A 21981-nucleotide genomic window follows, 5' to 3' on the forward strand; every position below is an offset into this window, starting at 1 on the left:
GCAGGTGCGGTTCGTCGCACCTGCGCCACCTTTTGTTTGCAGGATGCCTATCATGGTCAATCGGGTCGAGATCACGCCAAAGGCGGCAGAGATCGTCGCGCGCCTCAAGACCCAGTACGGCGCGCTGATGTTCCACCAGTCCGGCGGCTGCTGCGACGGCTCGGCGACGATGTGCTATCCAGTCGGCGATTTCCGCGTCGGCCCGCAGGACGTGTTTCTCGGGAAGATCGCCGATTGCGACTTCTACATCGGCGCCGCCCAGTTCGAGTATTGGCAGCACACCCAGCTCATCATCGACGTCGTGCCCGGTCGTGGCTCGGGCTTCTCGGCCGAGGCGCCCGAAGGCGTGCGGTTTCTCACCCGCAGCCGCGTTATCACTGACGAGGAAGTTGCCGCGCTCGAAGCCGCAGGACCGCCGGCACGGGCGGCGTGATCCGCTTAGCGAATGATCGTCGTCAGAGACGAGTAACGCTTGTTGGGCTTGGCTTCAGCCCGCGAGAACTGTGCAAAAGCGTCGCTGACGCGCACGGCCGGCGGCGTGTCGCCGGCGAAGCGAAATTCCTTCGGCCGCGGCTTGTAGAAGTCGCTGCTATAATAGGCGTCGTCGAAACGCGCCTCGCCGACGCCGAACACTGCGTCGCAGGCGCACAGAAGCGCGTAGACTCCCGCGCCCGCAGCAACGATCTCCTTGAGAATAGACATGCTGATGCCCCACCCTTTGCAGGCAGGATGCATGTCGGTTCCAAAGCGGAGGTTTAAACAGCTCCGGTTCTTATCCGCAGGGTTTGCCGCCGCTGAGCGGATTGCAGACAATTTTACCGATCTCGAAAAAGAGAGCCCACCTGACCCGGCGGATCAGGCGGGCTCCAGGATTGGCCGCTCGGGAGGTATCAGACGGCCAAATTCATCCACACCGCCTTGGGCTCGGTGAAATTGTCGATTGCGGCGGTGCCGTGCTCGCGGCCGAGGCCGGAGTCGCGCTCGCCGCCCCAGGGCAGGCGCACGTCGGTGTAGCCATAGGTGTTCATCCACACCGTGCCGGCGCGGGCCCGCTTGGCAAAACGCTGGAGCTTGCCGATGTCCCGGCTCCAGACGCCGGCGGCAAGGCTGTAGGCCGTACCGTTAGCGATCCGTAAAGCATCGGCCTCGTCCCTGAACTTGATGACGCTGACGACGGGGCCGAAGATCTCCTCCTGCGAGATCCGCATCTCGTGTTCGACATTCGCAAACACCGCAGGGCTGATGAAATAGCCGCGCTCACCGACCTTCTCACCGCCTGTGACAAGGGTCGCGCCTTCCTTCTGGCCGATATCGACATAGTCGAGGATCGACTTCATCTGCTTCTCGGAGATGACAGGCCCGAGCACCGTCTTGCGATCGAGGGGATCACCGATTCTGAGCGATTTTGCACGCGCAGCCAGCCGCTCGACGACTTCGTCATACGCCTTCTCCTGCACCAGCACGCGGGAGCCGGCCGAGCAGACCTGGCCGGCATTGAAGAAGATGCCGGAGGCAGCAGCCTTGGACGCGGCTTCGAGATCGGCATCGTCGAAAATGACGTTGGCCGATTTGCCGCCGAGCTCGAGCGAGACGCGTTTGAAATTGCTGGCAGCGCCCTTCATGATTCCGCGGCCCACGCCGGGCGAGCCGGTGAAGGTGACCTTGTCGACATCGGGATGATTGACCAGCGCGTCGCCGACCACGCGGCCGGGACCGGTGACGACGTTGAAGACGCCCGCCGGCAGGCCTGCTTCGAGCGCAAGCTCTGCGATGCGCAGCGCCGACAGCGAGGTCAGCTCCGCCGGCTTCATCACGATGGTACAGCCGCAAGCCAGTGCCGGCGCGAGTTTCCACATGCCGATCATCAGCGGGAAATTCCAGGGCACGATCGCCGCGACCACGCCGACCGGCTCGCGCACGGTGTAGGTCAAGGCATCGTCGCGCACGGGCACGACGTCGCCGCTGATCTTGTCGGCCCAGCCGGCGTAGTAGATCAGGGTGTCGACGGCAGCCGGAAAATCCTGGCGCAGCGTTGCCGAGATCGGCTTGCCCGCGTCGATCGACTCGATCTCGATGATCTCGTCGGCGTGAGCTTTCAGCAGCTCCGCCCATCGCATCAGGATCAGGCCGCGCTCGGAGGCGCGCATCGTGCGCCAGGGGCCTTCGAAGGCGCGGCGGGCGGCGGCAACGGCGTGATCGACATCGACCTCGTTGCCTTCCGCGACGGTGGCGATGACCTGGCCGGTGGCGGGGTTGAGAGATTTGAAGGTGCGGCCGGAGCTCGCCGGTACGCGGCGGCCATCGATCAGCAGGTTCTGGGGCCGGGCCATGAACTCGGCGGCGGGAGACCGCGCAAAGTCATATGCAACTGACATCATATTTCCTCCGTTTCTGGTATACCAGATTAGGCCGGCTTTTTCCGCAGTAAATATGATATGGTGTGCCTATGACCCACTCACCATATGAACTCAACTTCATAAGGTCGTTTCATGCTCCAGATCGAGATCGAGGCAGTTTGGCGGTTTCGCCGGGAGGGCAGCCCGCGCACGGCGGTGGTCATGCTCGGCATTCTCAACGAAATCCGGAAGACCGGAAAAATCTCCAGCGCAGCCACCGACGCCCACCTCTCCTACCGGCATGTCTGGAATCTGATCGAGCAATGGTCGGAGTTTTTCGGCACGCCGCTGGTCGAGACCCGTCGCGGCAAGGGCACCAAGCTCACAGCATTCGGCGAACGGCTGGTGTGGGCGGGAGAGCGCATGCAGGCGAGGCTCGGGCCGCAACTCGAGAACCTCGCTCAGGAGCTTGCGAGCGAGATCAAGCCGTTCCTCGAGCAGCGTCCGTCAGTGATCCGCGTCCATGCGAGCCACGGCTTTGCAGTCGCCAAACTGCGCGAATTCCTCGACCGCGAGCCCGGCATCGGCGTCGATTTGCGCTATGTCAGCAACCAGAATTCGCTGGTCTCGCTGGCGCAAGGCGCCTGCGATCTCTCCGGCCTGCATCTGCCGCACGGCGCGTTGCGCGCGCAAGGCATCAACACCGCGCGCGAATGGCTCGATCCGCGCGAGGACCGCGTCATCAGTTTCGTGACGCGCGAGATGGGGCTGATGGTCGCGCGCGGCAATCCGCTCGGCATCCGATCAATCGAGGATCTCACCACGCCAAAAGTGCGCTTCGTCAATCGCGACCACGATTCCGGCACGCGATTGCTGTTCGACCAGTTGCTTGCGGCGCACGACATCGACGAGAGCCGCATCAATGGCGCGCAGCAGATCGAGTTCACCCACGCGGCGGTCGCCGCCTATGTCGCGAGCGGCATGGCGGATGCGAGTTTTGGCGTCGAGGCCGCCGCCCGGCAATTCGGCCTCGACTTCATCCGTATCCTCACCGAGGATTATTTCTTCGTCTGCAAGCGCGCGTTCCTCGATACCGAGCCGATGCAGCGCATTCTCGAAATCATGCGTAGCGCCGATTTTCGCGCCGCCGTCGCGAGCCTGCCCGGCTACGTCCCCTCGAACACGGGCGATGTCACGGGCGTGAAGGCGTTCCTGGAGATGCACGCGGTGAGGTGATGCGTTGCGCCGCGTTCACCTTGTCCGCGGCGGGCAAGAGTGGCAATCTCTCTCGCCATTCGTCGAAGAGACCCATCATGTCGCGCGCCAGCGCCAAATCGCTTCCCCAACTCAGCGTTCGGATCGACCTCGACAGCGAGGATCGGATCGGACCCGGCAAGATCGAGCTTTTGGAGCAGATCCGGGAGCACGGCTCGATCTCGGCGGCCGGACGGGCCATGGACATGTCCTACAAGCGCGCCTGGGATCTCGTCGACGAGATCAACCGCATCTGTGGGCAGGTGGCGGTCGAGCCGCAAGCCGGCGGCAAGAACGGCGGCGGCGCGATGCTCACGCCGTTCGGCGAGGGACTGGTAACGCGCTATCGCAAGATCGAGCGCGACGCGGCACGCGCCGTCCGCAAGGAGCTCGAGGCGCTCCAGACCGACATCCGCCGCTCGCGCAAATCGTGAATGGACGGGCGCGCATGGACGAGCGCCTGATCATTCGGCCTGCTCTGCCTGCCGACCTTCCACAAGTTCTCGCACTCTACCGGCATCTCGATCCGTCGGACGAAAGTCCGCCGCTCGACCTCGCCGCGCAGCGCCTCGACGAATTGCAGACTTATCGCGGAAGCGTGGCCTTGATCGGGACCACCGGCAGTTCCGTCGTCGCGTCCTCTACACTGGTCGTGATCCCCAACCTGACGCGCGGTGGCCGGGCTTACGGATTGATCGAGAATGTCGTCACGCATGCTGCGTTTAGGGGGCGCGGCTACGGCAAGCAGGTGCTGCAGGCAGCCGTCGCCGCCGCGTGGCAGGCCAAATGTTATAAAGTCATGCTGATGACGGGTTCGAAAAAGCCATCGACCCTGGCCTTCTACACGTCAGCCGGCTTCGAGCAGAGCAAGACCGGCTTCCAGGTCCGGCGGCTGCCGCCCAGGGCGGAGACCGCCGACTGACCTCGTGTCAGTTCGGCCGCACCGACACTTCGGGCATCGGCTGGGTCAGGGCCTCGCCCAGCAGGCTCTGCTCGGCCTTCGGGATCGAGAAACGGACCTTGAAGCCATCCTCGGTCTCTAACGTGATGATGCGCTGAGTCGTGTCGGTCGATTGTTCCAGCACCCAGGACGCCAGCGGATAGGCGTAGCGCAGGCTCTGGTCGCCGTAGCGGGCCTTCAGCGCGGCCTCGAGCAGCCCCGGAAGCGTCATGATCAGGGCGCCGACCTGATTGAGCGAGACGCTGACGGCGGCGGAATTGCCCGCCGAATCCTCGAAGCCCAGCGAGATCGCGCCGCCATCGGGTGCCACCTCGCAGTTCGTGAGCGACCTCACCTTGATTTCCATCGCAAATCCCAGAACACACTTCGCTATATCCTTCAGGATATATCGACATGTCCATCGCCGTCCAGCCTGCTTTTCTGGAATTGATCGAGCCGACCGCCATGGCCGGTTCGACCTGATCGTGATATATGGTGCGATATAACGAGGCCCGAACGGCCCGTTTCTTCAAGGGAGCGCAAAGCCAATGAGCGACTACAATCTTCTCATCGACGGCAAGATGGTGCCCGGCGACCAGACCATGCCGGTTCTCAATCCCGCGACCGAAGAGGTGCTGGCGCAGTGTCCGCGCGCCTCCAAGGCGCAGCTCGATGCAGCTGTCGCCGCGGCGAAGGCCGCCTTCCCGGCCTGGGCCGCGACCCCGATCGAGGAACGCCGCAAGCTCGTGAACAAGATGGCCGACGTGATCGAGGCCAATTCGGGCGAGCTCGCCCACATCCTCACCAGCGAGCAAGGCAAGCCGCTTGGCGATGCCACCGGCGAAGTGCTGGGCATGGCCGCGTTCTTCCGCTACCTCAGCTCGCTCGACCTGCCGATGAAGGTGATCGAGGACTCCGGCGACCGCAAGGTGGAATCCTATCGCCGCCCGCTCGGCGTCGTCGGCGCCATCATTCCCTGGAACTATCCGCTGCTGATCCTCAGCTTCAAGCTGCCATCGGCGCTGCTTGCCGGCAACACGCTGGTGGTGAAGCCGGCACCGACCACGCCGCTCGCGACCTTGCGCTTCGCCGAGCTCATCAAGGATATCCTGCCGAAGGGCGTGCTCAATTTCATCACCGACGCCCACGATCTCGGCGGCGAGATGACCAAGCATCCTGATATCCGCAAGATCTCCTTCACCGGCTCTTCTGCGACCGGCCAGAAGGTGATGGCGAGCGCGGCGCAGACGCTCAAGCGCATCACGCTGGAGCTCGGCGGCAACGACGCCGGCATCGTGCTCGACGACGTCGATCCGAAGAAGGTCGCGCCCGGCATCTTCGAGGGCGCCTTCCAAAACTCCGGCCAGGTCTGCCTCGCCATCAAGCGGCTCTATGTGCACGAATCCGTCTATGACGAGCTCTGCAACGAGCTGGTCGCAATCGCCAAGAGCACGGTGGTCGACGACGGCGCCAAGCAGGGCACCAAGCTCGGGCCGCTTCAGAACAAGATGCAGTACGAGAAGGTGAAGACGTTCCTCGAAGACGCGCGCAAGAACGGCAAGGTGGTCGCCGGCGGTTCGGCGATGGACCGGCCCGGATACTTCATCGAGCCGACCATCGTGCGCGACATCAAGGAAGGCTCGAAGCTGGTCGACGAAGAGCAGTTCGGCCCCGTGTTGCCGCTGATCAAGTATTCCGACAAAGATGACGCGATCCGCCGCGCCAATGCCACCACCTACGGTCTCGGCGCGTCGGTGTGGTCGTCCGACATCAAGCGGGCCCACGAGGTGGCGACCCAGCTCGAGTCCGGCACGGTCTGGATCAACAAGCATCTCGACATGGCCCCGCACATCCCGTTCGGTGGCGCCAAGCAGTCGGGCATCGGCACCGAATTCGCCGAGGAAGGCCTCGCCGAATTCACCCAGCTCCAGATCATCAACGGGCCGCCGGCGGCCTGATCCGACATCCGGGGTCGCGGCAGACATGCCGCGGCCCCGATCTCTTTTTAAGGAAACGGAGGCGGATCATGTTCGATGCGCAATGCGACCTCGCCGCCCTGGTCTACGAAGCGTACCAGGATCCCGACGCCGTCCTGCGCCGGGTGCGCGGATCGCGGATGCGCTTGTCCACGGCGCCGACCTCGTCATCATCAACCGCTTCGGCAAGCGCGAGCGCGACGGCAAGGGCCTGTCCTATCTGATCGAGCGCGCGCTCGACGCCGACATTCCCGTGGTGATCGCCGTCGGCAAGGAGCACTTCGCCGACTGGATCAAGTTCGCCGGCGGCATGAGCGTCAAGCTTCGTTGTGACCGCGACGCGCTGGACATCTGGTGGCAACGCAGCTCCGCCGGCGGGCCGCAGCCCGCCACCGGAGCGCATCAGACGGTTTGCGAGATTCTCAAATAATCCGCGCGCCCGGTCAAAAGAGCGGCTCGTCCTTCAGTGCGGAGATCACCTGTTCGCCCTGCGCGGTCAGACGATAGGTCACCAGCGGTCGGCTCGACGGCGGCTTGCGATCGAGTTCGACGATGTAGCCGCGCACCATCAGGGCTTCGAAACTTCCATAGTAGCCGAACATGCTGATCTGGTTCTGCTTGAGCACCTTGAACTCGCGCAGCAGACGGATTTCGTTGCCCGAGAGCAGCGAGCGGCGGACGCGCTGAACGAAGCTCGCGCGTTGCTCAAACCAGGCCAGGTCAGGCAATTCGCGCGACGACGGCACGGCGTCCCGCTCGCAGGGACGCGTCTCGGCAACGGCATCGACGATGGCCGCCGGCAGGGACGGCATGCTGCTGCCGACCGCTTCCTTGGCGACGTCGAGCAATGCGATCGGCCAGCGCCGCTTGTTGTCGACCATGACCGGCGGCGGCACGACGTTGTCGCGCACCAATTGCTCGAAGCGGCCGGCGGTCACGCCGACATAGGCGGCCGCGCGGCGGCGGTCGACCAGACGGGCGTCTCGCCCGTGCTCCAGCTCGCAAGCGATATTCTCGTCCACCCCAAAAGTCCCCTGCCGCATCGTTGCGGGCGCGCCATCGCGCGGGCCCGACAGGCCCGTCCGCACATGACACTAGGGTGAAATCAGCGCTCTCAAAAGGCAGAGAATTTCGTACATGTTGCTGCCGTTTCGGCAACAGCTATAGTCTGGCCTGGGGGTCCCATGCGATTTCACTCACCGGCCATCCAGTACTTCCACGCCGTCCGCCGCACCGGCTCGATCCGGGCTGCGGCGCGCGTCCTGAATGTCGCCTCGTCCGCTGTCAGCCGACAGATTCTCAAGCTGGAACAAGAGGTTGGATCGCCCTTGTTCGAGCGGAATGCACGCGGCCTGACGCTGACAACGGTCGGCGAGATGCTGGCCCGCCACGTCATGAACGTGCTCCAGGACCTCGACCGCTTCCGCTCCGACGTAGCGTCCCTGTCCGGTACCTGGCACGGCACGGTCAGCATCGCCTGCATCGAGTCGCTCACCGAGTCGGTGTTGCCCGACCTGATCGCCTCGCACCGCGGCCGCGCCCGGCGCGTCAGCTTCACCACCGAGGTGATGGGATCGTCGGGCGTGCTCGAAGCCCTGAGCCGCGGCGAGGCCGATATCGGAATTGCCATCGCGCTCAGGCATCCGCCAGACCTGCGGCAGGTCGCGCTGAAACGGTTTCGCCTTGGCGCACTCGTCGCCCGCGAGCATCCGTTGGCGCGCCGCAAGACAGTCACGCTGGCGCAATGCCTCGCCTTCCCCGTCATCAACGCGTTGCCGGAGCTGTCGATCTATCATCTGCTCCAACCGCTGATCGCACAGCTCCCCGAGACGCCGGAACCCGCGATCCAGGCCAACTCGATCGACCTGATGCGCGAGCTCGCCGCGCGCGGCGTCGGCGTCGCCTTCCAGACCCAGCTCGGCGTCGGCCGCTTGTCGCGCGATAGCCAGCTCGTGTTCCTGCCGCTCGACAATGCGGGGAGCCCCGTGTGGTCCGACCTCGGCATCTATGTCCGCGCCGAGCGCACCCTGCCCGCCTTCACGGAGTCGTTTCTTCAAGAGCTGGTGCGTGAACTCGGCGAGCGCGAGCGGCGGGAGAATGCGGCGTACCCGCAAGTCGCGTGATGAAGCACCGCAGTAGTTTACCGGAATAGGGCCAAGGGTCGGCCATCTGATACCTTCTGCGGATTCAGCCCGCTCACCCTCTGAGGATCCCGAAATGCCGCTAGGTCGGCTAAAACCTTCGCGAGTCCTTGGTATCGAGCGCTTCTCGGACTTCGACGAATTTCGCGCCAACGAAGTGCTCGGTCTCGGCACCAGCACGCCGCTTCGCCCGCGAGATTTCTCACTGTCTCGCGCCATCCTGCCGCTCCAGGACGGGCTCTTCGTGCTCCAGCGCGCCTTTGCCCGCTGCCTCGAGGTCGATATCGGCACCGACCGCGGCGTCGGCCTCACGATCCCGTTCTCGTTTCACTCCATCACCAACGGCCGCGAGATCGACAGTTCGACGGTAAACGTCGTCCGCGGCAGGGTTCCGATCAAATCGGTCGAGCAGCGCGCCAACACCTATTTGATGATGCGGTTCAACTCGGACATGCGCCATCGCGGCTGGGCGGATTACGACAGCGGACTCGGATTCTTCCGCTCGCATGACGTAGCCATGGCGCGCCTGCGTGCGACGATCCAGAACATGTTTTGCCTGGCTTCGGAATCGAACGACCCCAGACAGTTCGAAGCGCTCAACCGGCCGATCCAGGAGACGCTGCTCGCCTGCCTCGACGACACCCTGGTGCCGGCCGACGGGCTGGCCGCGCGACGCGGATCGTTCGACAAGCACCGCAAGCTGATCGCGCGCCTCGATGACGTTGTGGCCACGTTCGGCAGCCGGCCGCTCTACAGCGAAGACCTTGCCGCCACGCTCGGCGTCTCCGTGCGCACGCTCCAGACCGCAACGCATGCCGTGCACGGCGTGAGCCTGCACCACTATCTGCGTCTCAAGCGGCTGTGGGCCACCCGCGTCCAGCTCATGACCGGACGCACCGGCTTGAGCGTCAAGGCCGCAGCACTCGGCAACGGCTTCTGGCACCTCGGCGACTTCTCGCGCGGCTACAGATTGGCGTTCGGCGAAACACCTTCCGAGACGCTGACGCGGGGCCGTTATTTTACGGATGATGCCCCTCGTTCCTGAGCGAGCCCCCGGTCAAATACGGACACTTGCCCCTTTCCGACAATCGCCTCCACGCCTCGTTAATAACGCGGCGAATTCTCCGCATGCGCGGGGACGGAAATTAGCCAGTCGGAAATGACGGATGGCGATCATCGCCGGGTTCAACATTGGTCAGGCCCGATGCCGTCAGCACGTCTTCACGCCAAGATGCAACACCACTCGACCATGGCCGTTTGGGCCTTCGTCGTGCTGATGAGCGCATGCGTGCTCGGACTGGTGGCGTGGAAGGCCGCGCTCGGTCGCGAGACGGCGCTGACGCGCAACGAGGAAGACATTCGGAACCTCGTCCACTCGCTCACCCAGCACGCCGTGCATTCGTTCCAGGCGCCAGACGTCGCGATGAGCGGCATCGTCGACCTGCTCAAATACCGCCAGCCGGACAGCGCCGAGCGCTTCAACGCCCATCTGGCGAGCACGGTGCGCTCGCTGCCCCAGCTCCGCGAGATCAAGGTGCTCGACCGCAACGGTGACACCCTCTATTCGAGCTCCGATCTGCTGCCGTCCCACAACAACGCCGACCGAGATTATTTCAACTTCCATCGGGACAATCCCGACAGCGGCCTGCGTATCAGCGGCCCGCACGACTCGCGCACCACCGGCCGGCCGACCATCGCGCTGTCGAAGCGCATCAGCGATGCCGCAACCGGCGCGTTCGCCGGTGTCGTCATGTCCTCGATTCCTTGCGACTATTTCAGCGACTTCTATCGCTCGTTGTGGATCGGCGAGCATGGCGCCATCAGCCTGATCACCGGCGAGGGCACGATGCTGGCCCGCTGGCCATCCGGCTCCAGCGGCCGCGACCTCTCCGGCACGCCGCTGTTTCAGAGCCGCCTGAAGCAGAGCCCGGACGGCTATTACAGAACCACGTCGCCCTTCGACGGGATCGCCAAATATTTCGGCTACGAGCAGAGCCCGCACTACCCTCTTCTCGTCACCGTCGCGCGGTCCGAGGCGCAGATTCTCGCCGGCTGGCAGCAGGCGCTGCACCGGGACGCTTTCGTTGCGTTCTTCCTCCTGCTCGCCATCGCCGGCATTGCCACGCTGCTGGCGCGGCAATTCCACTATCGCACGCGCCTGGAACAGTCGTTGTACGAGCGCGAGGAGCGCTATCGCCTGCTCGCCGACAACATCGCCGACATCGTCCTCGTGCTCGACGCGAAGGGTGTGTGCCGCTACGTTTCGCAGTCGGTCCGCACAGCGCTCGGCATGACCGAAGACATGGTCGTCGGTCGCTCCTGCCTCGACCTTGTCCACCCCGACGACCGCGAGATGGTGGCTCGCAGCGGCGAGCTCTTGGATGACGGCGGCCGTCCGCGCTCGATCACCTTCCGCGTCAACAGGCCCGACGGCGCGGTAGTGTGGCTGGAATCCAACTTCCGGCCTGCCGAGGGGTTCGGCACGGGCGGGCTCTCGACCGTCTCAGTGCTGCGCGACGTGACGCAGCGCAAGCTGCTCGAAGAGGAGCTCTCGACGGCGAACCGTCGCCTCGCACAGCTTGCCACCACCGACGGCCTGACGCGGCTCGCCAACCGCCGGAGCTTCGACGGTTTCCTGCGCGACGCGTATGCGCACAATCAGCTCCTCTCTGTGCTGATGATCGACATCGACCACTTCAAGGGCTTCAACGACACGCTCGGCCACCAGGCCGGCGATGCCTGCCTGCGCCAGATCGCCGGCGTGATCGAGAGCGTCACTGCCAATACTGGCGGCCAGGCTGCAAGATATGGCGGCGAGGAATTCGCCATCGTGCTTCCCGGCATGACCGAGGCACGTGCGATGGAGGTCGCCGAGCAGTTGCGCCAGTCGATCCGAAAGCTTGACATCCGCCATCCCGCGGCGCCGCGCGGCTATGTGACCATCAGCATCGGCGTGGCCGACAAGCACGAGGCCTGCACCAACGACATTGCACTGTTACGAGAGGCCGACATCGCGCTCTACCAGGCCAAGGACACCGGCCGGAACCGTGCGGTGGCGGCCACATCGCTGCGCTCGGCGGAGACGGCCTCGCCTCCTCTCGCCGACATGAATCTCGCAGGCTAGATCGCGCGCTCAGCCGTGACCGGTCACCTTGCGGTGCCCGCTCTCGCTGAGGCGGTCGACCCAGGCGATGCCGATCGCCGAGATGATGAAGGTCAGGTGGATCAGCACCTGCCACATCACGCCGGTCTCGGTGAAATTGCTGCGCGTGGTGCCGAGATTGCCGGCCTCGATGAAGGTCCTGAGCAGCGAGATCGAGGAGATGCCGATGATCGCCATCGCCAGCTTGATCTTGAGCACGCTGGCATTGACGTGACTGAGCCACTCAGGCTCGTCCGGATGGCCGCTCAGGTTCAGGCGCGAGACGAAGGTCTCGTAGCCGCCGACGATCACCATGATCAGAAGGTTTGAGATCATCACGACATCGATCAGCCCGAGCACGACCAGCATGATCTGCTGCTCGCTGGCGTCGAACGAGTGGACGACCAGATGCCAGAGCTCTTTCAGGAACAGCAGCACGTAGACGGCTTGCGCGATGATGAGTCCGACATAGAGCGGCACCTGCAGCCAGCGCGAGCCAAAGATGACCTGGGCAAACAGGCCGATCGGCGGAGGCGGCACAGGCGCCACCGAAGGTGCTTTGGGTTCAGACGTCATGGATCACTCCGGAGTGCGGGCAAGGGGCGTCGCCTTAGAGGCTTGCGATGACAGGCGCGAGCTCGAGCGAACCGCGATAGATCATCTCGAAGGCGACGTAAACGATGATGGCGAGACCGACATAGGCGATCCAGCGCTGCTTCTGCAGCACACGGCCGAGCAGGTCGGCGGCGACGCCCATCATCGCGACTGACAGCAGCAGCCCGAACGCGAGAATGTAGGGATGCTCGCGCGCGGCACCTGCGACCGCGAGCACGTTGTCCAGCGACATGGAGACGTCGGCGGCGACGATCTGCGCCGCAGCCTGCCCAAACGTCTTGCGCGGCGGCGATGTGGCCGTGCCGCCGCCATGGCTGAACGCAAGCTCGCTCGACTGCGCGGCTTGCTCGCGCAGCTCGCGCCACATCTTCCAGCACACCCATAACAGCAGCACGCCACCGGCGAGCAAGAGGCCGATCACCTGGAGGAGCTGGGTCGCAACGCCGGCAAAGACGATGCGAAGCGCGGTGGCGGCGACGATGCCGACGACGATGGCGCGCCGGCGCTGCTCGGCCGGAAGGCCCGCCGCAGCAAGGCCGATGACGACGGCGTTGTCGCCGGCGAGCACGAGGTCGATCAGGACGACCTGAAGCAGCGCGGTCAGCGCGTCGGCAGTGATGAATTCAATCATGATTGATCATTTTTGGGTGCGGATGGATCCAGCCAGTGCGGCTTGCGGCGCTCGATCCAGTCGAACACCTTTGACCGGGAAGAGCGCAGCGCGGGGACGTCCTCGGCGAGCAACGCTAGCCCAAGCGGCAGCATCCAGATGCCGAGCACCGGCAGGATGGACAGCACGCCGCCGACGACGAGCAGCGCGCCCGCGGGAATCCGGACCCAGCGGCTGGACGGCTTGAGCAGATAGGAAACGGTGTCGCCCATGCGCTGCGGCAAGCGACGGACGAGCTTGTCGAGGCGCAGGTCGCCGCCGGCCATCTGACCGGTGGTGTCCTTCGCTCCCCTCGCCCGCTCGTCCGAAGCTGCGCTCATGCTCACTCCTTTGGGGTGGTGCTGACCGCGCTCGGCCCGACCGGCTTTGCGCGCGGCAGCACCAGCGTCAGCAGGCGCAACAGCTTGATTGCCTGCACCTCGTGGGGGTGCACGTCCTCGTCCGCGGCCGCGACGCGCTCCGACAGCTCGATGAGATGGGACGAGAGCGGCAGGTCCGCGACCGGCCGCAGCGTATCGATCACCACATTGGCGAAGTCCGGCTCTTCGAGCCGTACGGCGAGCTCGTCGAACATCGCGAACAGGCGTTCGTCGGTGATGTGCGGCGCCAGTCCGCGCTCTCTGATGAAGCGGATCACCTCGTCGCGCTCGACCGGCGAAACCCGTCGATCGGCCACCGCGACGAGCGCACCGACAATCACCAGCGCCACCGCAGCTTGCTCGTTGAAGCTGCGCGGCTCGGTGATCTCGAGTTCGATCGGGTTTGAGTATTTGGCGTCAGACATCGTTGCTCCTCAACTTAGCGAAATGGCCGCGCGGAACTGCGATGGGGACGATTGAGTCGGAGGGAACAGAGAAGGCCCGACGATCGGCCGATCCATCGCATTCGCGCGGGACAGGTCATCCGACATCGCGAGGTCTAACCGACATCGTCGGCGTCCTCGCCAGAGGGGCCCGGATTCTTGTTCTCCTCACAGATAAAGCCGGCTCTGCCGGAATCAAGCCGACAGCAGTGCGACCAGCCGCCGCATCGGTTCCCTGTTGCGGTGTGCAGCAACATGGTCATTCCGAGCCTAGCGAAGCAATCCAGAATCCCTCCGCGAAAAGACTCTGGATTGCTTCGCTAGGCTCGCAACGACATCGCAGCCAATGGATCGCAACGCCGACGATCTCCGAACCGCCAACATCAGACGCCGCGTTCAAGCGCCGTCATAGCGCCCGCGCAAGCTTCGAGAACGAAAATATCGTTCCTGAATTTGTGTCGTGGAGGAACGCATGAATCACATCACACATTGCGCTGGCTGCGGCCACAGCCTGGTCCCCATCCTGTCCGCGAAGGGCCGCGCAGAGCCCAGTTGCCTCTGGTGCGAGGGCATCGACGCGCGGGCGGTGGACATGGCGAAATGGGCCGACAGCCCGACGGGCAAGCCCGAGCGCATCGCGCTTCAATCCCTCGAGTGAGCGCTCTCTCGGTGTTAACCCGTCCCCGCCAGGTTTTGGCGGGGCGCAGAACCGAAGCTGAGGGAGAGAGTAGCCGCCGGTTTTCGTGTCGGCCGGCGTCGCGGAATGAAGAAGTGGTTCACAAGGATCGGCTCGTCATCGCCAAGCGCGGTTCGCTCCTTCACCAGCCCGCTCATGACCGCGCGCATCTTGAGGATTTCCTGCGCCACGAAGCTACAGTCCTCATCCCGGTTGATCTGCTCATGCATGATCGCCTCAGCCTCGAGCATGCTGACGCGGAGCGCCCGAATGGTTCTGCGGATTTCGTTGATACGGTTGTCCATGGCTGCCTCCATCGCGGTGAGAGCATAAGAACAAATCATGAACATATTGTCAATCGGCCTGACGGCGTCACGCTGATCTGCCACCCGCGCAATTGCACGCTCGCTGGCGAGGCTTGCCGACAAATTAGACAAATTACGTCGCGGCCCCGCAATCGCGAGGGTCTGGAGGAGCGTCGGACTGTCAAAGCGAGCGGGCGATCTAACCTCCGGTGCAACCACCGGATTTCTTCCTGACCAGGCTCGCCGCATCGAGGCGCCGGGCCCCTTTGCTGCCCCGCAACCGAACTGGCCCAAAATTCGCAATGAGTTCTCAAGCGAGCCATGGCTCAGACCGGAGAATGTCATGAACGTGCATGCTGCGGGCGATCTCAAAATCACTGGCCTCACCCACCCGAATGGCGCGCCGCTCCGCCTCAACACTCAGGATTTCGTGGCGATCGATCGCGACCGGAATGCGAAGTACGAGGCGACGTACCGTCCGCAGGCGCTCTACAACCGCGCCAACGAAGGCTTCCACGCCAACAACGAAACGTTCCTGCTGCACGAAGTCGCGACCAATCTGCCGATCTACCTTCCCGACACCGGCCCGACCGATTTCCATCTTCATCTTCCGCCGGGCGGCTTTCAGCTCGTGCTGGTCACCTCGGGCGCGTTCACCTTCGACTATGATGGGCGCTTCTATAATGTCGGCCCCGGCGCGGTAATGCTGCAAAGCGCGATCGTGCACCGCCAGCTCTTCTACACCTGGTCGGGTCTATCGACCGAAGAGAATTTGAAGACGCCGCAGACAGTGGCGCCGGATCCGATTTCCATGGGCTACTCCGGCAAATTCCTCGAGGCCTTCATCACCGATCCGACGACCTTTCCGAACCCGACCATCGTCGGCCCGGATCAGATCAACGAAGACGAGACGCCACGGGTGGCCTGGAGCCACCCTCTGCATGATCGCCCTGCCAATGCAGGCTTCTGGCTTCAGGATCCCTTAGCGCTGGATGCGCTGTTCAAGCCGCTCATCGACAGTCCCGTGAAATCAGCCATGCCGGTGTATGTGCGCGATATCGGGATCGAGATTCCGAGCGGCCATCTCGTCGCCGGCCACATCATCGCCACCGACCCGCGCGGCCACTCGCTCCTGCCGAAGAGCACGTCCATCGCCGCGGACGCCACCTGTTTCGCCAAGGGCGAGGTCGTGATCTATCGCGTCATTCGCGGCACGGCTGAATTCAAGAACAAGACTGGCGAGACTTTTGAGCTCGCGGCCGGCGATGTGGTGACGGCGGGCAAGAACGCGACAAGCCTCATTGGCGTCGGTGAGAACACCCAGGTGCTCCGGCTGGGCCTGCTCAAAGGCATGAATAACCTTCGCACCTGGACGCCGACGCAGCGCGACGAGATCGACGGCCTGGCCGGTCAGATCATTACTGGGAAGGACATCCGTCCCCTGCGGACCGAGGGCGAGCCAGTCGGGTATTTGTACGCGTAGCGACACAAAAAGAGACGGCCCGCCGAAGCGGGCCGCCAAGATCTCATTTGCCGCAATGATCAGCCGTAGAGCTGCCGCTCCTTGCGAACTTCGTCTGCGCCGTAAGGCTTGCTGGCGGGATCGAACGATTTCCATCCGGTCTTCTGCCAGGCAGCACTGCGGTCACGCAGATTGACAGAGGACTCGTTCAAGAGCGTGTCGAAGCGGGATCGGTCCGTATCCGCCACTCGGGCCGACACCAGCGTGCCGCCGCGACGGACGCCCTCGGCATAAGAATCCGCATCCTCCCGCGAGATGCCAGCCTCCGTGAGCGCACCGACGACGCCGCCGGTCGCGGCGCCTGCAGCCGCACCCACCGCAGTCGCGGCGAGCCAACCAGCTGCGACGACGGGTCCGAGGCCGGGGATAGCCAGCAAGCCGAGGCCTGCCAGAAGACCGGCGGTGCCGCCGACGCCTGCACCGATGCCGGCGCCTTTGCCTGCACCCTCTGCGCGATCGTCAACACCATCGCGGTCACGATCGACCTTCTTGTCGGTGCTGAACCAGCTGTCCGAATTGTTGGCGACGATGCTGATATCCGAATGCGGCACCCCGGCCGCTTCAAGCCGCTGAGCCGCCTGCTGCGCGCTGGTGTAGTTGTCGTAAAGACGAGAAATTGTAACGGTCATTTTGAATCTTTCTTACTTGGTCGAATTGACGTTGCCTTGGAAGTCGACGCTGACCGCCGAAGCCGATCCACCCTTGCTGGCCTGGCCGCGCCAAACGCCCTTGTCGTCCTTCTTCAGCTCGGTGACGTTGGCGTAGCCAGCATCTTCGATCTTCGATTTGGCCTGGCCTTCGGTGAAACTGTTGCGACCGGCGACAGGTGCGTCGGAGTTGTTTTGACCAGCGCTATTAACCGCGTTGTTGTTCGGTCCCGATTGCGCCGGCGGATTTTGCGCTGACGCCGGTGTTGCCGCCAATGCGACGGCAGCCGTAAACAGAGAAATGCAAACGAAGAGTGACGGTCGGTTCATGCTTGTCTCCAGAGTGTGAGGAGTGAGCCAAGCCCTCATCGAAGCGTTCGTTCCTATCTCTCTGCCAATGACATCGCCATCGCGATCAGGGCCTGAAAAATATCATCCAGGTGACCGCCATGATGAGAACAGAGAGTCCCAGGCTCACACCCAGTAGCATCAACACGCTGGGACCGAGTTCGGCTTGGCGCGCTTCGACTGCGGTCTCAACGACGCGCCCGCTCTTGTCTTTGTCCATAACATTGGTCCCGCATTCGGTGGGATCAGCTTGGCCGTCTGCTTGCGCTAGCGAAGCCGGCGTTGCTGCGCGAACGCCGCGCGCGGATTGATGCCGCATCCGGCATTACGACCTGATGCCGATGCCATGCATTGGGCCCGCGTTTGATAGTTGCAGTCGCCGGGATAGCCCGTCTGCCGTCCCTGAAGACACCAGCGATATTCCTGGGCATCCGCAGGTGCCGCGCCGGCGAACATGCTCGGTCCGGCAGTCAAAGCCATCAAGATGAGAAGCTTGCGCATGGTCGTCTCCGTTGTTCATGCCACATCGTCCATGAATCTCAATCGGACCCTGCACGGTTCGTTCCTATACGCCTGCCAACGACGTAAAGATCGGGACTGCACCTGCGCGTCCGCCATGTCGGAAACCGACCGCCCAGCAGAGCTCAAACGCGAGTGAGATTGGCTGCCATTTGGTTGTAGCGGCCTTTTCACGGCTGCCGTTTGGACCGCACCTCGGCACTGAGGCGCATCCGCGCGATTAGGAACATATCTCTGCCCCTCCTGTTGCGTCTGCACGACATGACCCGCGAATGCGCATGCCGTCCCCAAAAATGGAGATCTGACCATGCGTGCGCTCTGTTGGCACGGCAAAGGCGACGTTCGAGTCGACACGGTTCCGGATCCCAAGATCCAGCATCCGCGGGACGCCATCATTAAAATCACCGCCTGTGCCATCTGCGGTTCGGATCTGCATCTCTTCGACGGCTATCAACCAACCATGGAGAGCGGCGACATCCTTGGCCATGAGAATATGGGCGAGGTGATCGAACTGGGATCGGAGGTCAAAAATCTCGCGATCGGTGATCGCGTCGTGGTTCCCTTCACGATCAGCTGCGGGGATTGCTGGTTCTGCAAGCAAGGCTTGTTTTCCTGCTGCGACCGTACCAATCCGAACGCGGAGATCGCGGCCAAGGCCATGGGCCAGTCGCCCGCCGGGCTCTTTGGCTTCAGCCACATGCTGGGTGGCTATTCAGGTGGTCAGGCCGAGTACCTGCGCGTGCCGATGGCCGATATCGGGCCAATCAAGATTCCCGACAGCATCACGGATGAGCAGGCGCTATTCCTGTCCGACATCTTTCCGACCGGCTACATGGCTGCCGTCAATGCGCAGATCGAACCAGGCGACACGGTCGCGATCTGGGGATGCGGTCCAGTCGGTCAGTTCGCCATTCGCTCCGCGCTCATGCTCGGAGCTGGGCGCGTCATCGCAATCGACGAAGTGCCCGAGCGTCTCGACATGGCGGAAGCCGGTGGTGCGGAAATCATCGATTTCTCGAAGGCCGACGTTCATGATGAGTTGATGCGGCGAACCAACAAGCGCGGCCCAGACAGTTGCATCGACGCGGTGGGCTGTGAAGCATCCGGCCACGGCTCGGCCGACGCGGTGCTCGACAAGGTCAAGGCCGCGACCTTCCTGGCGACTGATCGCGTTCACGTTCTGCGTCAGGCCATCATGGCTTGCCGCAAGGCGGGCACAATATCGATTCCGGGTGTCTATGTCGGAATGGGTGACAAGATCCCGCTCGGCGCCGCCATGAACAAGGGACTGACCATCAAAACCGGTCAGACCCACGTGCAGGCCTACACAAAGCCACTGCTCGCGAAGATCATCGAGGGCGAAATTGATCCCAGCTTTGTGGTGACACATCCGGCCAGTCTCGAAGACGCGCCCGAGATGTACCGGAAGTTCCGCGACAAAGAAGCCGGCGTCATCAAGGTCGTGATGAGACCAGGACGTTAATCCGGAATCGTCCGCCGCTCCTCTCCAACAGCTGGCTCCGGTCAGCGAAAGTGTCACATGCGCATTCTGAAAAAACGTTCGCCATCTTTGGCGGCCATGACCCTTCACGCTCTCGCGGAATATCCTGCTGTCTCTGCCGTTGTGGCCGCAGCCGGCCTGATGGCAACGGCTGCAATCGTCAATCGGCGACTTGCCGACAAGGCACAGCGCGATAACCCGCCACAAGGCCGGTTCATCGACATCAACGGCGTGCGCCTGCACTATGTGGAGCGGGGAGCCGGTCGTCCCCTGGTGTTGCTCCATGGCAATGGCAGCATGATCCAGGATTTCGAGTCGAGCGGCCTGATCGATCTCGCCGCCAAGGACTATCGCGTGATCGTGTTCGACCGTCCCGGATTTGGCCACAGCCTGAGGCCCCGCAATGTGGTGTGGACGCCTGCAGCCCAAGCGGACCTGTTCAAGGATGCGCTTGCGCACCTCGGCGTCGAAAAAGCGATCGTGCTCGGCCATTCCTGGGGAGCGTCGGTTGCGGTCGCCCTGGCAAGCAGGCACCCCGCAATGGTCGAAGCCCTGGTGCTGGCTTCGGGCTATTATTTCCCGACCGCACGCACCGACGCGATGATGGCGATGGCCGGACCGGCGATCCCTGGATTTGGCGATATCCTCAGTTACACGATCTCCCCAATCCTCAGCCGCCTGATGTGGCCGGCGATGCTGCGACAGCTGTTCGGGCCGAAATCCGTTCCGCAAAAATTCGACGGTTTTCCAAAGTCGTTGGCCGTGCGTCCGTCGCAGCTTCGTGCCGGCGCCGCCGAGGCAGCGTTAATGGTTCCTGCTGCGATGATGTCTGCGAAAACCTACGGCGAACTGGCCATGCCGGTCACCATCCTGGCCGGCGAGGACGATCGCCTCATCGACATCGACCAGCAGTCCGGCCGGCTTCATGACGAGATCAAGCACAGCAAGATGCGCCGCGTCCCCAATGCGGGTCATATGATCCAGCAGTCGGATACGGCCGACCTGATGACCGCAGTCAACGAGGTCGCGGCGGAAACGCTGCATTGAGAGCCCCAATCACATCGAGGGGAATCTGATCGCGGCGCGATCCAATTAGGAACGTCCAACACAGCGGCCGGTTGGCCCTGGTATCTCCTGCCATCAAAGGTCTTTCCATGTATCATCACGTCAAGAAGCTCATGTTCACCGTCCGGGTCGACGAGCCCGATCCGCGGTTCGGCAATATGCTGCTGGAGCAGTTCGGCGGCGCCAACGGCGAGCTTGCGGCCGCCATGCAATATTCCATTCAGGGTCTCAATTGCGAAGATCCGGACCGCAAGGATCTTTTGATGGATATCGGAACCGAGGAATTGAGCCATCTCGAAGTCGTCGGCTCGCTCGCGCGGCTACATTTGAAGCCCATGAAGTTCGATCGCGACGCGGCGGAAGCCGATCCTTTGATCGCGATCGCCGGCGGCGGGGGCGTCAGCCTGTTCAACTCGCAGGGCAATGCCTGGACGGCCGACTATCTCAAGATCACCGGCGAACTGGACGTCGATCTGCGCAGCAACATCGCTGCGGAAGCGCGCGCCAAGATCGTCTACGAACGGCTGATCAATTTCTGTGACGACGCCGGCACCAAGGACGCTTTGCAGTTCCTGATGACACGCGAAATCACCCATATGAAGGCGTTCTCGCGCGCGCTGGAAAGCATGAAGAAGCCTGCGTTCAGCATCGGCCGCATCGCTCCAACGCCCGGCCTCGTCGACCAGTTCTTCAACGATTCGACTGGGTCCGGCGACAACGGTGAAATCGACACAAGAGGCCCCTGGAACGAGGGCGACGACTGGGTATTCATGGAATCGCCGGCACTCCAGGGCGGTGATCCCGGCGCGGCACCTTCGATCGTTGCCGAGAGTTCGCCGGCGGAACCCTTCGTTGGCCTCGACGCCCTGCTGATCGATCAGCTGCGGGATCTCCTGCATGCGGAGAAGCAGTTGACAAAGGCGCTGCCTCAGATGATCGAGGCCGCACGCTACGACCAGCTCCGCGAACTCTTCACCGTCCATCTCGCCGAAACCGAAGCGCAGATCGAGCGTCTCGACGAATGCTTCGAGCTGCTCGGCAAGAAACCTCGCGCCAAGGCCTGCAAGGGTATGCAGGGCCTTGTCGAAGAAGGCGACGAAGTGATCAAGGAGGGCGCCAAGAAGGACGACGCCGCCGCGGATCTCGCGTTGATCGGTGCGGCACAGCGGGTCGAGCACTACGAGATTGCCGGCTACACGACGGCCCGCAACCTGGCGCAGCAGTTGCGTCACAGCGCCGTCGTCGCGCTGCTGTCCAAGAATCTGGCGGAGGAGGAGAACGCGGACCAGCTACTCAATCAGGTCGCGCGTTCATTGATGTCGGTTGCGAAAATGCCCGCCGCGATCGAGCAGACCCTTGTCGAAGATGAGCCCGCCGGAGGGTAGATCAGCGTCGAAATATGGACCATAAGTCGAAGGCGGCCCCCGCGGGGCCGCCGCGCCGTCACGGCGGAAAGGATCTAGCATGCCCCCGAAGATCAAAGAACATATGTGCCCGCTGTGCAAAGGAACCGGCTTTCCCA

The 21981-nt window shown here is 63.3% G+C and carries 27 protein-coding genes; 14 read left to right on the plus strand and 13 right to left on the minus strand.

Annotation, left to right across the window (positions count from 1 at the left end):
* The first annotated feature begins 52 nt into the window (after positions 1-52).
* Positions 53-433 (plus strand): DUF779 domain-containing protein, encoded by a 381-nt coding sequence (locus UP06_RS04630; protein WP_197087120.1) that lies wholly within the window; start codon positions 53-55, stop codon positions 431-433.
* Between the two features lie 5 nt (positions 434-438).
* Here the strand turns inward: UP06_RS04630 and UP06_RS04635 are convergent, their stop codons facing one another.
* Both UP06_RS04635 and UP06_RS04640 read right to left on the minus strand, forming a co-directional pair.
* On the minus strand, positions 439-702 hold the full coding sequence (locus tag UP06_RS04635; RefSeq protein ID WP_045000864.1) for a hypothetical protein: 264 nt from the start codon (positions 700-702) through the stop codon (positions 439-441).
* 188 nt (positions 703-890) lie between these two features.
* Positions 891-2375: an aldehyde dehydrogenase family protein gene (locus UP06_RS04640; RefSeq protein ID WP_045001167.1), complete on the minus strand. Its 1485-nt coding sequence runs from the start codon at positions 2373-2375 to the stop codon at positions 891-893.
* Positions 2376-2489: 114 nt separating this feature from the next.
* Between UP06_RS04640 and UP06_RS04645 the strand changes: the two genes are divergently transcribed.
* The 3 genes from UP06_RS04645 (at position 2490) to UP06_RS04655 (ending at position 4512) form a co-directional block, all read left to right on the plus strand.
* A complete protein-coding gene (locus UP06_RS04645) occupies positions 2490-3572 on the plus strand; it encodes a substrate-binding domain-containing protein (RefSeq protein ID WP_045000866.1) in 1083 nt (360 codons plus the stop codon).
* Positions 3573-3649: 77 nt separating this feature from the next.
* Entirely contained in the window at positions 3650-4024 is a 375-nt protein-coding gene (locus UP06_RS04650; RefSeq protein ID WP_045001169.1) for a winged helix-turn-helix domain-containing protein, read from the plus strand.
* Between the two features lie 14 nt (positions 4025-4038).
* Positions 4039-4512: a GNAT family N-acetyltransferase gene (locus tag UP06_RS04655; protein WP_045000868.1), complete on the plus strand. Its 474-nt coding sequence runs from the start codon at positions 4039-4041 to the stop codon at positions 4510-4512.
* Positions 4513-4519: 7 nt separating this feature from the next.
* On the opposite strand, the gene UP06_RS04660 is transcribed toward UP06_RS04655, so the two are convergent.
* Positions 4520-4897, minus strand: coding sequence for a hypothetical protein (locus tag UP06_RS04660; RefSeq protein WP_045000869.1), 378 nt, complete (start codon positions 4895-4897; stop codon positions 4520-4522).
* 181 nt (positions 4898-5078) lie between these two features.
* Here UP06_RS04660 and UP06_RS04665 point away from each other — a divergent pair, with 181 nt between their 5' ends.
* The gene (locus UP06_RS04665) at positions 5079-6488 is read left to right on the plus strand and encodes an aldehyde dehydrogenase family protein (RefSeq protein ID WP_045000871.1); all 1410 of its coding nucleotides are present in this window, start codon (positions 5079-5081) and stop codon (positions 6486-6488) included.
* Positions 6489-6570: 82 nt separating this feature from the next.
* Positions 6571-6936: a DUF2478 domain-containing protein gene (locus UP06_RS04670; protein WP_082081222.1), complete on the plus strand. Its 366-nt coding sequence runs from the start codon at positions 6571-6573 to the stop codon at positions 6934-6936.
* A 13-nt stretch (positions 6937-6949) separates the two neighbouring features.
* Here the strand turns inward: UP06_RS04670 and UP06_RS04675 are convergent, their stop codons facing one another.
* Complete coding sequence (locus UP06_RS04675) at positions 6950-7528, minus strand: hypothetical protein (protein WP_045000873.1); 579 nt, start codon at positions 7526-7528, stop codon at positions 6950-6952.
* Between the two features lie 162 nt (positions 7529-7690).
* Between UP06_RS04675 and UP06_RS04680 the strand changes: the two genes are divergently transcribed.
* From UP06_RS04680 to UP06_RS04690, 3 genes are all read left to right on the plus strand, one after another.
* Positions 7691-8629 (plus strand): LysR family transcriptional regulator, encoded by a 939-nt coding sequence (locus UP06_RS04680; protein ID WP_045000874.1) that lies wholly within the window; start codon positions 7691-7693, stop codon positions 8627-8629.
* Between the two features lie 94 nt (positions 8630-8723).
* The gene (locus UP06_RS04685) at positions 8724-9692 is read left to right on the plus strand and encodes a helix-turn-helix domain-containing protein (RefSeq protein WP_045000876.1); all 969 of its coding nucleotides are present in this window, start codon (positions 8724-8726) and stop codon (positions 9690-9692) included.
* 159 nt (positions 9693-9851) lie between these two features.
* The gene (locus tag UP06_RS04690) at positions 9852-11771 is read left to right on the plus strand and encodes a diguanylate cyclase (RefSeq protein ID WP_045000878.1); all 1920 of its coding nucleotides are present in this window, start codon (positions 9852-9854) and stop codon (positions 11769-11771) included.
* 9 nt (positions 11772-11780) lie between these two features.
* Here UP06_RS04690 and UP06_RS04695 read toward each other — a convergent pair whose 3' ends face one another.
* From UP06_RS04695 to UP06_RS04710, 4 genes are read right to left on the minus strand one after another with little or no spacing between them, the layout of a single operon-like run.
* Positions 11781-12365: a TIGR00645 family protein gene (locus UP06_RS04695; protein ID WP_045000879.1), complete on the minus strand. Its 585-nt coding sequence runs from the start codon at positions 12363-12365 to the stop codon at positions 11781-11783.
* Positions 12366-12399: 34 nt separating this feature from the next.
* The gene (locus UP06_RS04700) at positions 12400-13035 is read right to left on the minus strand and encodes a TerC family protein (protein WP_045000880.1); all 636 of its coding nucleotides are present in this window, start codon (positions 13033-13035) and stop codon (positions 12400-12402) included.
* Positions 13032-13394: a hypothetical protein gene (locus UP06_RS04705; protein ID WP_045000881.1), complete on the minus strand. Its 363-nt coding sequence runs from the start codon at positions 13392-13394 to the stop codon at positions 13032-13034. Before UP06_RS04705 ends, UP06_RS04700 begins: the two co-directional genes overlap by 4 nt.
* A 2-nt stretch (positions 13395-13396) precedes the next feature.
* On the minus strand, positions 13397-13858 hold the full coding sequence (locus UP06_RS04710) for a tellurite resistance TerB family protein (RefSeq protein ID WP_045000883.1): 462 nt from the start codon (positions 13856-13858) through the stop codon (positions 13397-13399).
* Positions 13859-14348: 490 nt separating this feature from the next.
* Here UP06_RS04710 and UP06_RS04715 point away from each other — a divergent pair, with 490 nt between their 5' ends.
* Positions 14349-14534 (plus strand): hypothetical protein, encoded by a 186-nt coding sequence (locus UP06_RS04715; RefSeq protein ID WP_045000885.1) that lies wholly within the window; start codon positions 14349-14351, stop codon positions 14532-14534.
* Positions 14535-14548: 14 nt separating this feature from the next.
* On the opposite strand, the gene UP06_RS04720 is transcribed toward UP06_RS04715, so the two are convergent.
* Positions 14549-14857, minus strand: coding sequence for a hypothetical protein (locus tag UP06_RS04720; protein ID WP_045001173.1), 309 nt, complete (start codon positions 14855-14857; stop codon positions 14549-14551).
* 343 nt (positions 14858-15200) lie between these two features.
* Here UP06_RS04720 and UP06_RS04725 point away from each other — a divergent pair, with 343 nt between their 5' ends.
* Positions 15201-16340 (plus strand): hypothetical protein, encoded by a 1140-nt coding sequence (locus UP06_RS04725; RefSeq protein WP_045000887.1) that lies wholly within the window; start codon positions 15201-15203, stop codon positions 16338-16340.
* A 59-nt stretch (positions 16341-16399) separates the two neighbouring features.
* Here the strand turns inward: UP06_RS04725 and UP06_RS04730 are convergent, their stop codons facing one another.
* From UP06_RS04730 to UP06_RS04740, 4 genes are all read right to left on the minus strand, one after another.
* Positions 16400-17008 carry a hypothetical protein gene (locus tag UP06_RS04730; protein ID WP_045000889.1) on the minus strand — a complete coding sequence of 203 codons (609 nt, stop codon included), beginning with the start codon at positions 17006-17008 and terminating at the stop codon, positions 16400-16402.
* Positions 17009-17020: 12 nt separating this feature from the next.
* Positions 17021-17356: a hypothetical protein gene (locus UP06_RS04735; RefSeq protein WP_045000891.1), complete on the minus strand. Its 336-nt coding sequence runs from the start codon at positions 17354-17356 to the stop codon at positions 17021-17023.
* An 85-nt stretch (positions 17357-17441) separates the two neighbouring features.
* Entirely contained in the window at positions 17442-17594 is a 153-nt protein-coding gene (locus tag UP06_RS40585; RefSeq protein WP_156162760.1) for a hypothetical protein, read from the minus strand.
* 47 nt (positions 17595-17641) lie between these two features.
* Positions 17642-17875 carry a DUF3551 domain-containing protein gene (locus UP06_RS04740; RefSeq protein WP_045000893.1) on the minus strand — a complete coding sequence of 78 codons (234 nt, stop codon included), beginning with the start codon at positions 17873-17875 and terminating at the stop codon, positions 17642-17644.
* 325 nt (positions 17876-18200) lie between these two features.
* Here UP06_RS04740 and UP06_RS04745 point away from each other — a divergent pair, with 325 nt between their 5' ends.
* The 3 genes from UP06_RS04745 (at position 18201) to UP06_RS04755 (ending at position 21844) form a co-directional block, all read left to right on the plus strand.
* Positions 18201-19376 carry a zinc-dependent alcohol dehydrogenase gene (locus UP06_RS04745; protein WP_045000895.1) on the plus strand — a complete coding sequence of 392 codons (1176 nt, stop codon included), beginning with the start codon at positions 18201-18203 and terminating at the stop codon, positions 19374-19376.
* Between the two features lie 57 nt (positions 19377-19433).
* Positions 19434-20441 carry an alpha/beta fold hydrolase gene (locus UP06_RS04750; RefSeq protein WP_045000897.1) on the plus strand — a complete coding sequence of 336 codons (1008 nt, stop codon included), beginning with the start codon at positions 19434-19436 and terminating at the stop codon, positions 20439-20441.
* A gap of 107 nt (positions 20442-20548) precedes the next feature.
* Positions 20549-21844, plus strand: coding sequence for a DUF892 family protein (locus UP06_RS04755; protein ID WP_045000898.1), 1296 nt, complete (start codon positions 20549-20551; stop codon positions 21842-21844).
* Positions 21845-21981: the final 137 nt, after the last annotated feature.

The sequence above is a fragment of the Bradyrhizobium sp. LTSP857 genome (genome assembly GCF_000938285.1).
Taxonomy (GTDB): Bacteria; Pseudomonadota; Alphaproteobacteria; order Rhizobiales; family Xanthobacteraceae; genus Bradyrhizobium.

Bases quoted from the DNA above. Each gene is read 5' to 3' on its own strand.
- UP06_RS04630 (WP_197087120.1), top strand. From the start codon at position 53: ATGGTCAATCGGGTCGAGATCACGCCAAAGGCGGCAGAGATCGTCGCG.
- UP06_RS04635 (WP_045000864.1), bottom strand. From the start codon at position 702: ATGTCTATTCTCAAGGAGATCGTTGCTGCGGGCGCGGGAGTCTACGCG.
- UP06_RS04640 (WP_045001167.1), bottom strand. From the start codon at position 2,375: ATGTCAGTTGCATATGACTTTGCGCGGTCTCCCGCCGCCGAGTTCATG.
- UP06_RS04645 (WP_045000866.1), top strand. From the start codon at position 2,490: ATGCTCCAGATCGAGATCGAGGCAGTTTGGCGGTTTCGCCGGGAGGGC.
- UP06_RS04650 (WP_045001169.1), top strand. From the start codon at position 3,650: ATGTCGCGCGCCAGCGCCAAATCGCTTCCCCAACTCAGCGTTCGGATC.
- UP06_RS04655 (WP_045000868.1), top strand. From the start codon at position 4,039: ATGGACGAGCGCCTGATCATTCGGCCTGCTCTGCCTGCCGACCTTCCA.
- UP06_RS04660 (WP_045000869.1), bottom strand. From the start codon at position 4,897: ATGGAAATCAAGGTGAGGTCGCTCACGAACTGCGAGGTGGCACCCGAT.
- UP06_RS04665 (WP_045000871.1), top strand. From the start codon at position 5,079: ATGAGCGACTACAATCTTCTCATCGACGGCAAGATGGTGCCCGGCGAC.
- UP06_RS04670 (WP_082081222.1), top strand. From the start codon at position 6,571: ATGCGACCTCGCCGCCCTGGTCTACGAAGCGTACCAGGATCCCGACGC.
- UP06_RS04680 (WP_045000874.1), top strand. From the start codon at position 7,691: ATGCGATTTCACTCACCGGCCATCCAGTACTTCCACGCCGTCCGCCGC.
- UP06_RS04685 (WP_045000876.1), top strand. From the start codon at position 8,724: ATGCCGCTAGGTCGGCTAAAACCTTCGCGAGTCCTTGGTATCGAGCGC.
- UP06_RS04690 (WP_045000878.1), top strand. From the start codon at position 9,852: ATGCCGTCAGCACGTCTTCACGCCAAGATGCAACACCACTCGACCATG.
- UP06_RS04695 (WP_045000879.1), bottom strand. From the start codon at position 12,365: ATGACGTCTGAACCCAAAGCACCTTCGGTGGCGCCTGTGCCGCCTCCG.
- UP06_RS04700 (WP_045000880.1), bottom strand. From the start codon at position 13,035: ATGATTGAATTCATCACTGCCGACGCGCTGACCGCGCTGCTTCAGGTC.
- UP06_RS04705 (WP_045000881.1), bottom strand. From the start codon at position 13,394: ATGAGCGCAGCTTCGGACGAGCGGGCGAGGGGAGCGAAGGACACCACC.
- UP06_RS04710 (WP_045000883.1), bottom strand. From the start codon at position 13,858: ATGTCTGACGCCAAATACTCAAACCCGATCGAACTCGAGATCACCGAG.
- UP06_RS04715 (WP_045000885.1), top strand. From the start codon at position 14,349: ATGAATCACATCACACATTGCGCTGGCTGCGGCCACAGCCTGGTCCCC.
- UP06_RS04720 (WP_045001173.1), bottom strand. From the start codon at position 14,857: ATGGACAACCGTATCAACGAAATCCGCAGAACCATTCGGGCGCTCCGC.
- UP06_RS04725 (WP_045000887.1), top strand. From the start codon at position 15,201: ATGAACGTGCATGCTGCGGGCGATCTCAAAATCACTGGCCTCACCCAC.
- UP06_RS04730 (WP_045000889.1), bottom strand. From the start codon at position 17,008: ATGACCGTTACAATTTCTCGTCTTTACGACAACTACACCAGCGCGCAG.
- UP06_RS04735 (WP_045000891.1), bottom strand. From the start codon at position 17,356: ATGAACCGACCGTCACTCTTCGTTTGCATTTCTCTGTTTACGGCTGCC.
- UP06_RS40585 (WP_156162760.1), bottom strand. From the start codon at position 17,594: ATGGACAAAGACAAGAGCGGGCGCGTCGTTGAGACCGCAGTCGAAGCG.
- UP06_RS04740 (WP_045000893.1), bottom strand. From the start codon at position 17,875: ATGCGCAAGCTTCTCATCTTGATGGCTTTGACTGCCGGACCGAGCATG.
- UP06_RS04745 (WP_045000895.1), top strand. From the start codon at position 18,201: ATGCGTGCGCTCTGTTGGCACGGCAAAGGCGACGTTCGAGTCGACACG.
- UP06_RS04750 (WP_045000897.1), top strand. From the start codon at position 19,434: ATGCGCATTCTGAAAAAACGTTCGCCATCTTTGGCGGCCATGACCCTT.
- UP06_RS04755 (WP_045000898.1), top strand. From the start codon at position 20,549: ATGTATCATCACGTCAAGAAGCTCATGTTCACCGTCCGGGTCGACGAG.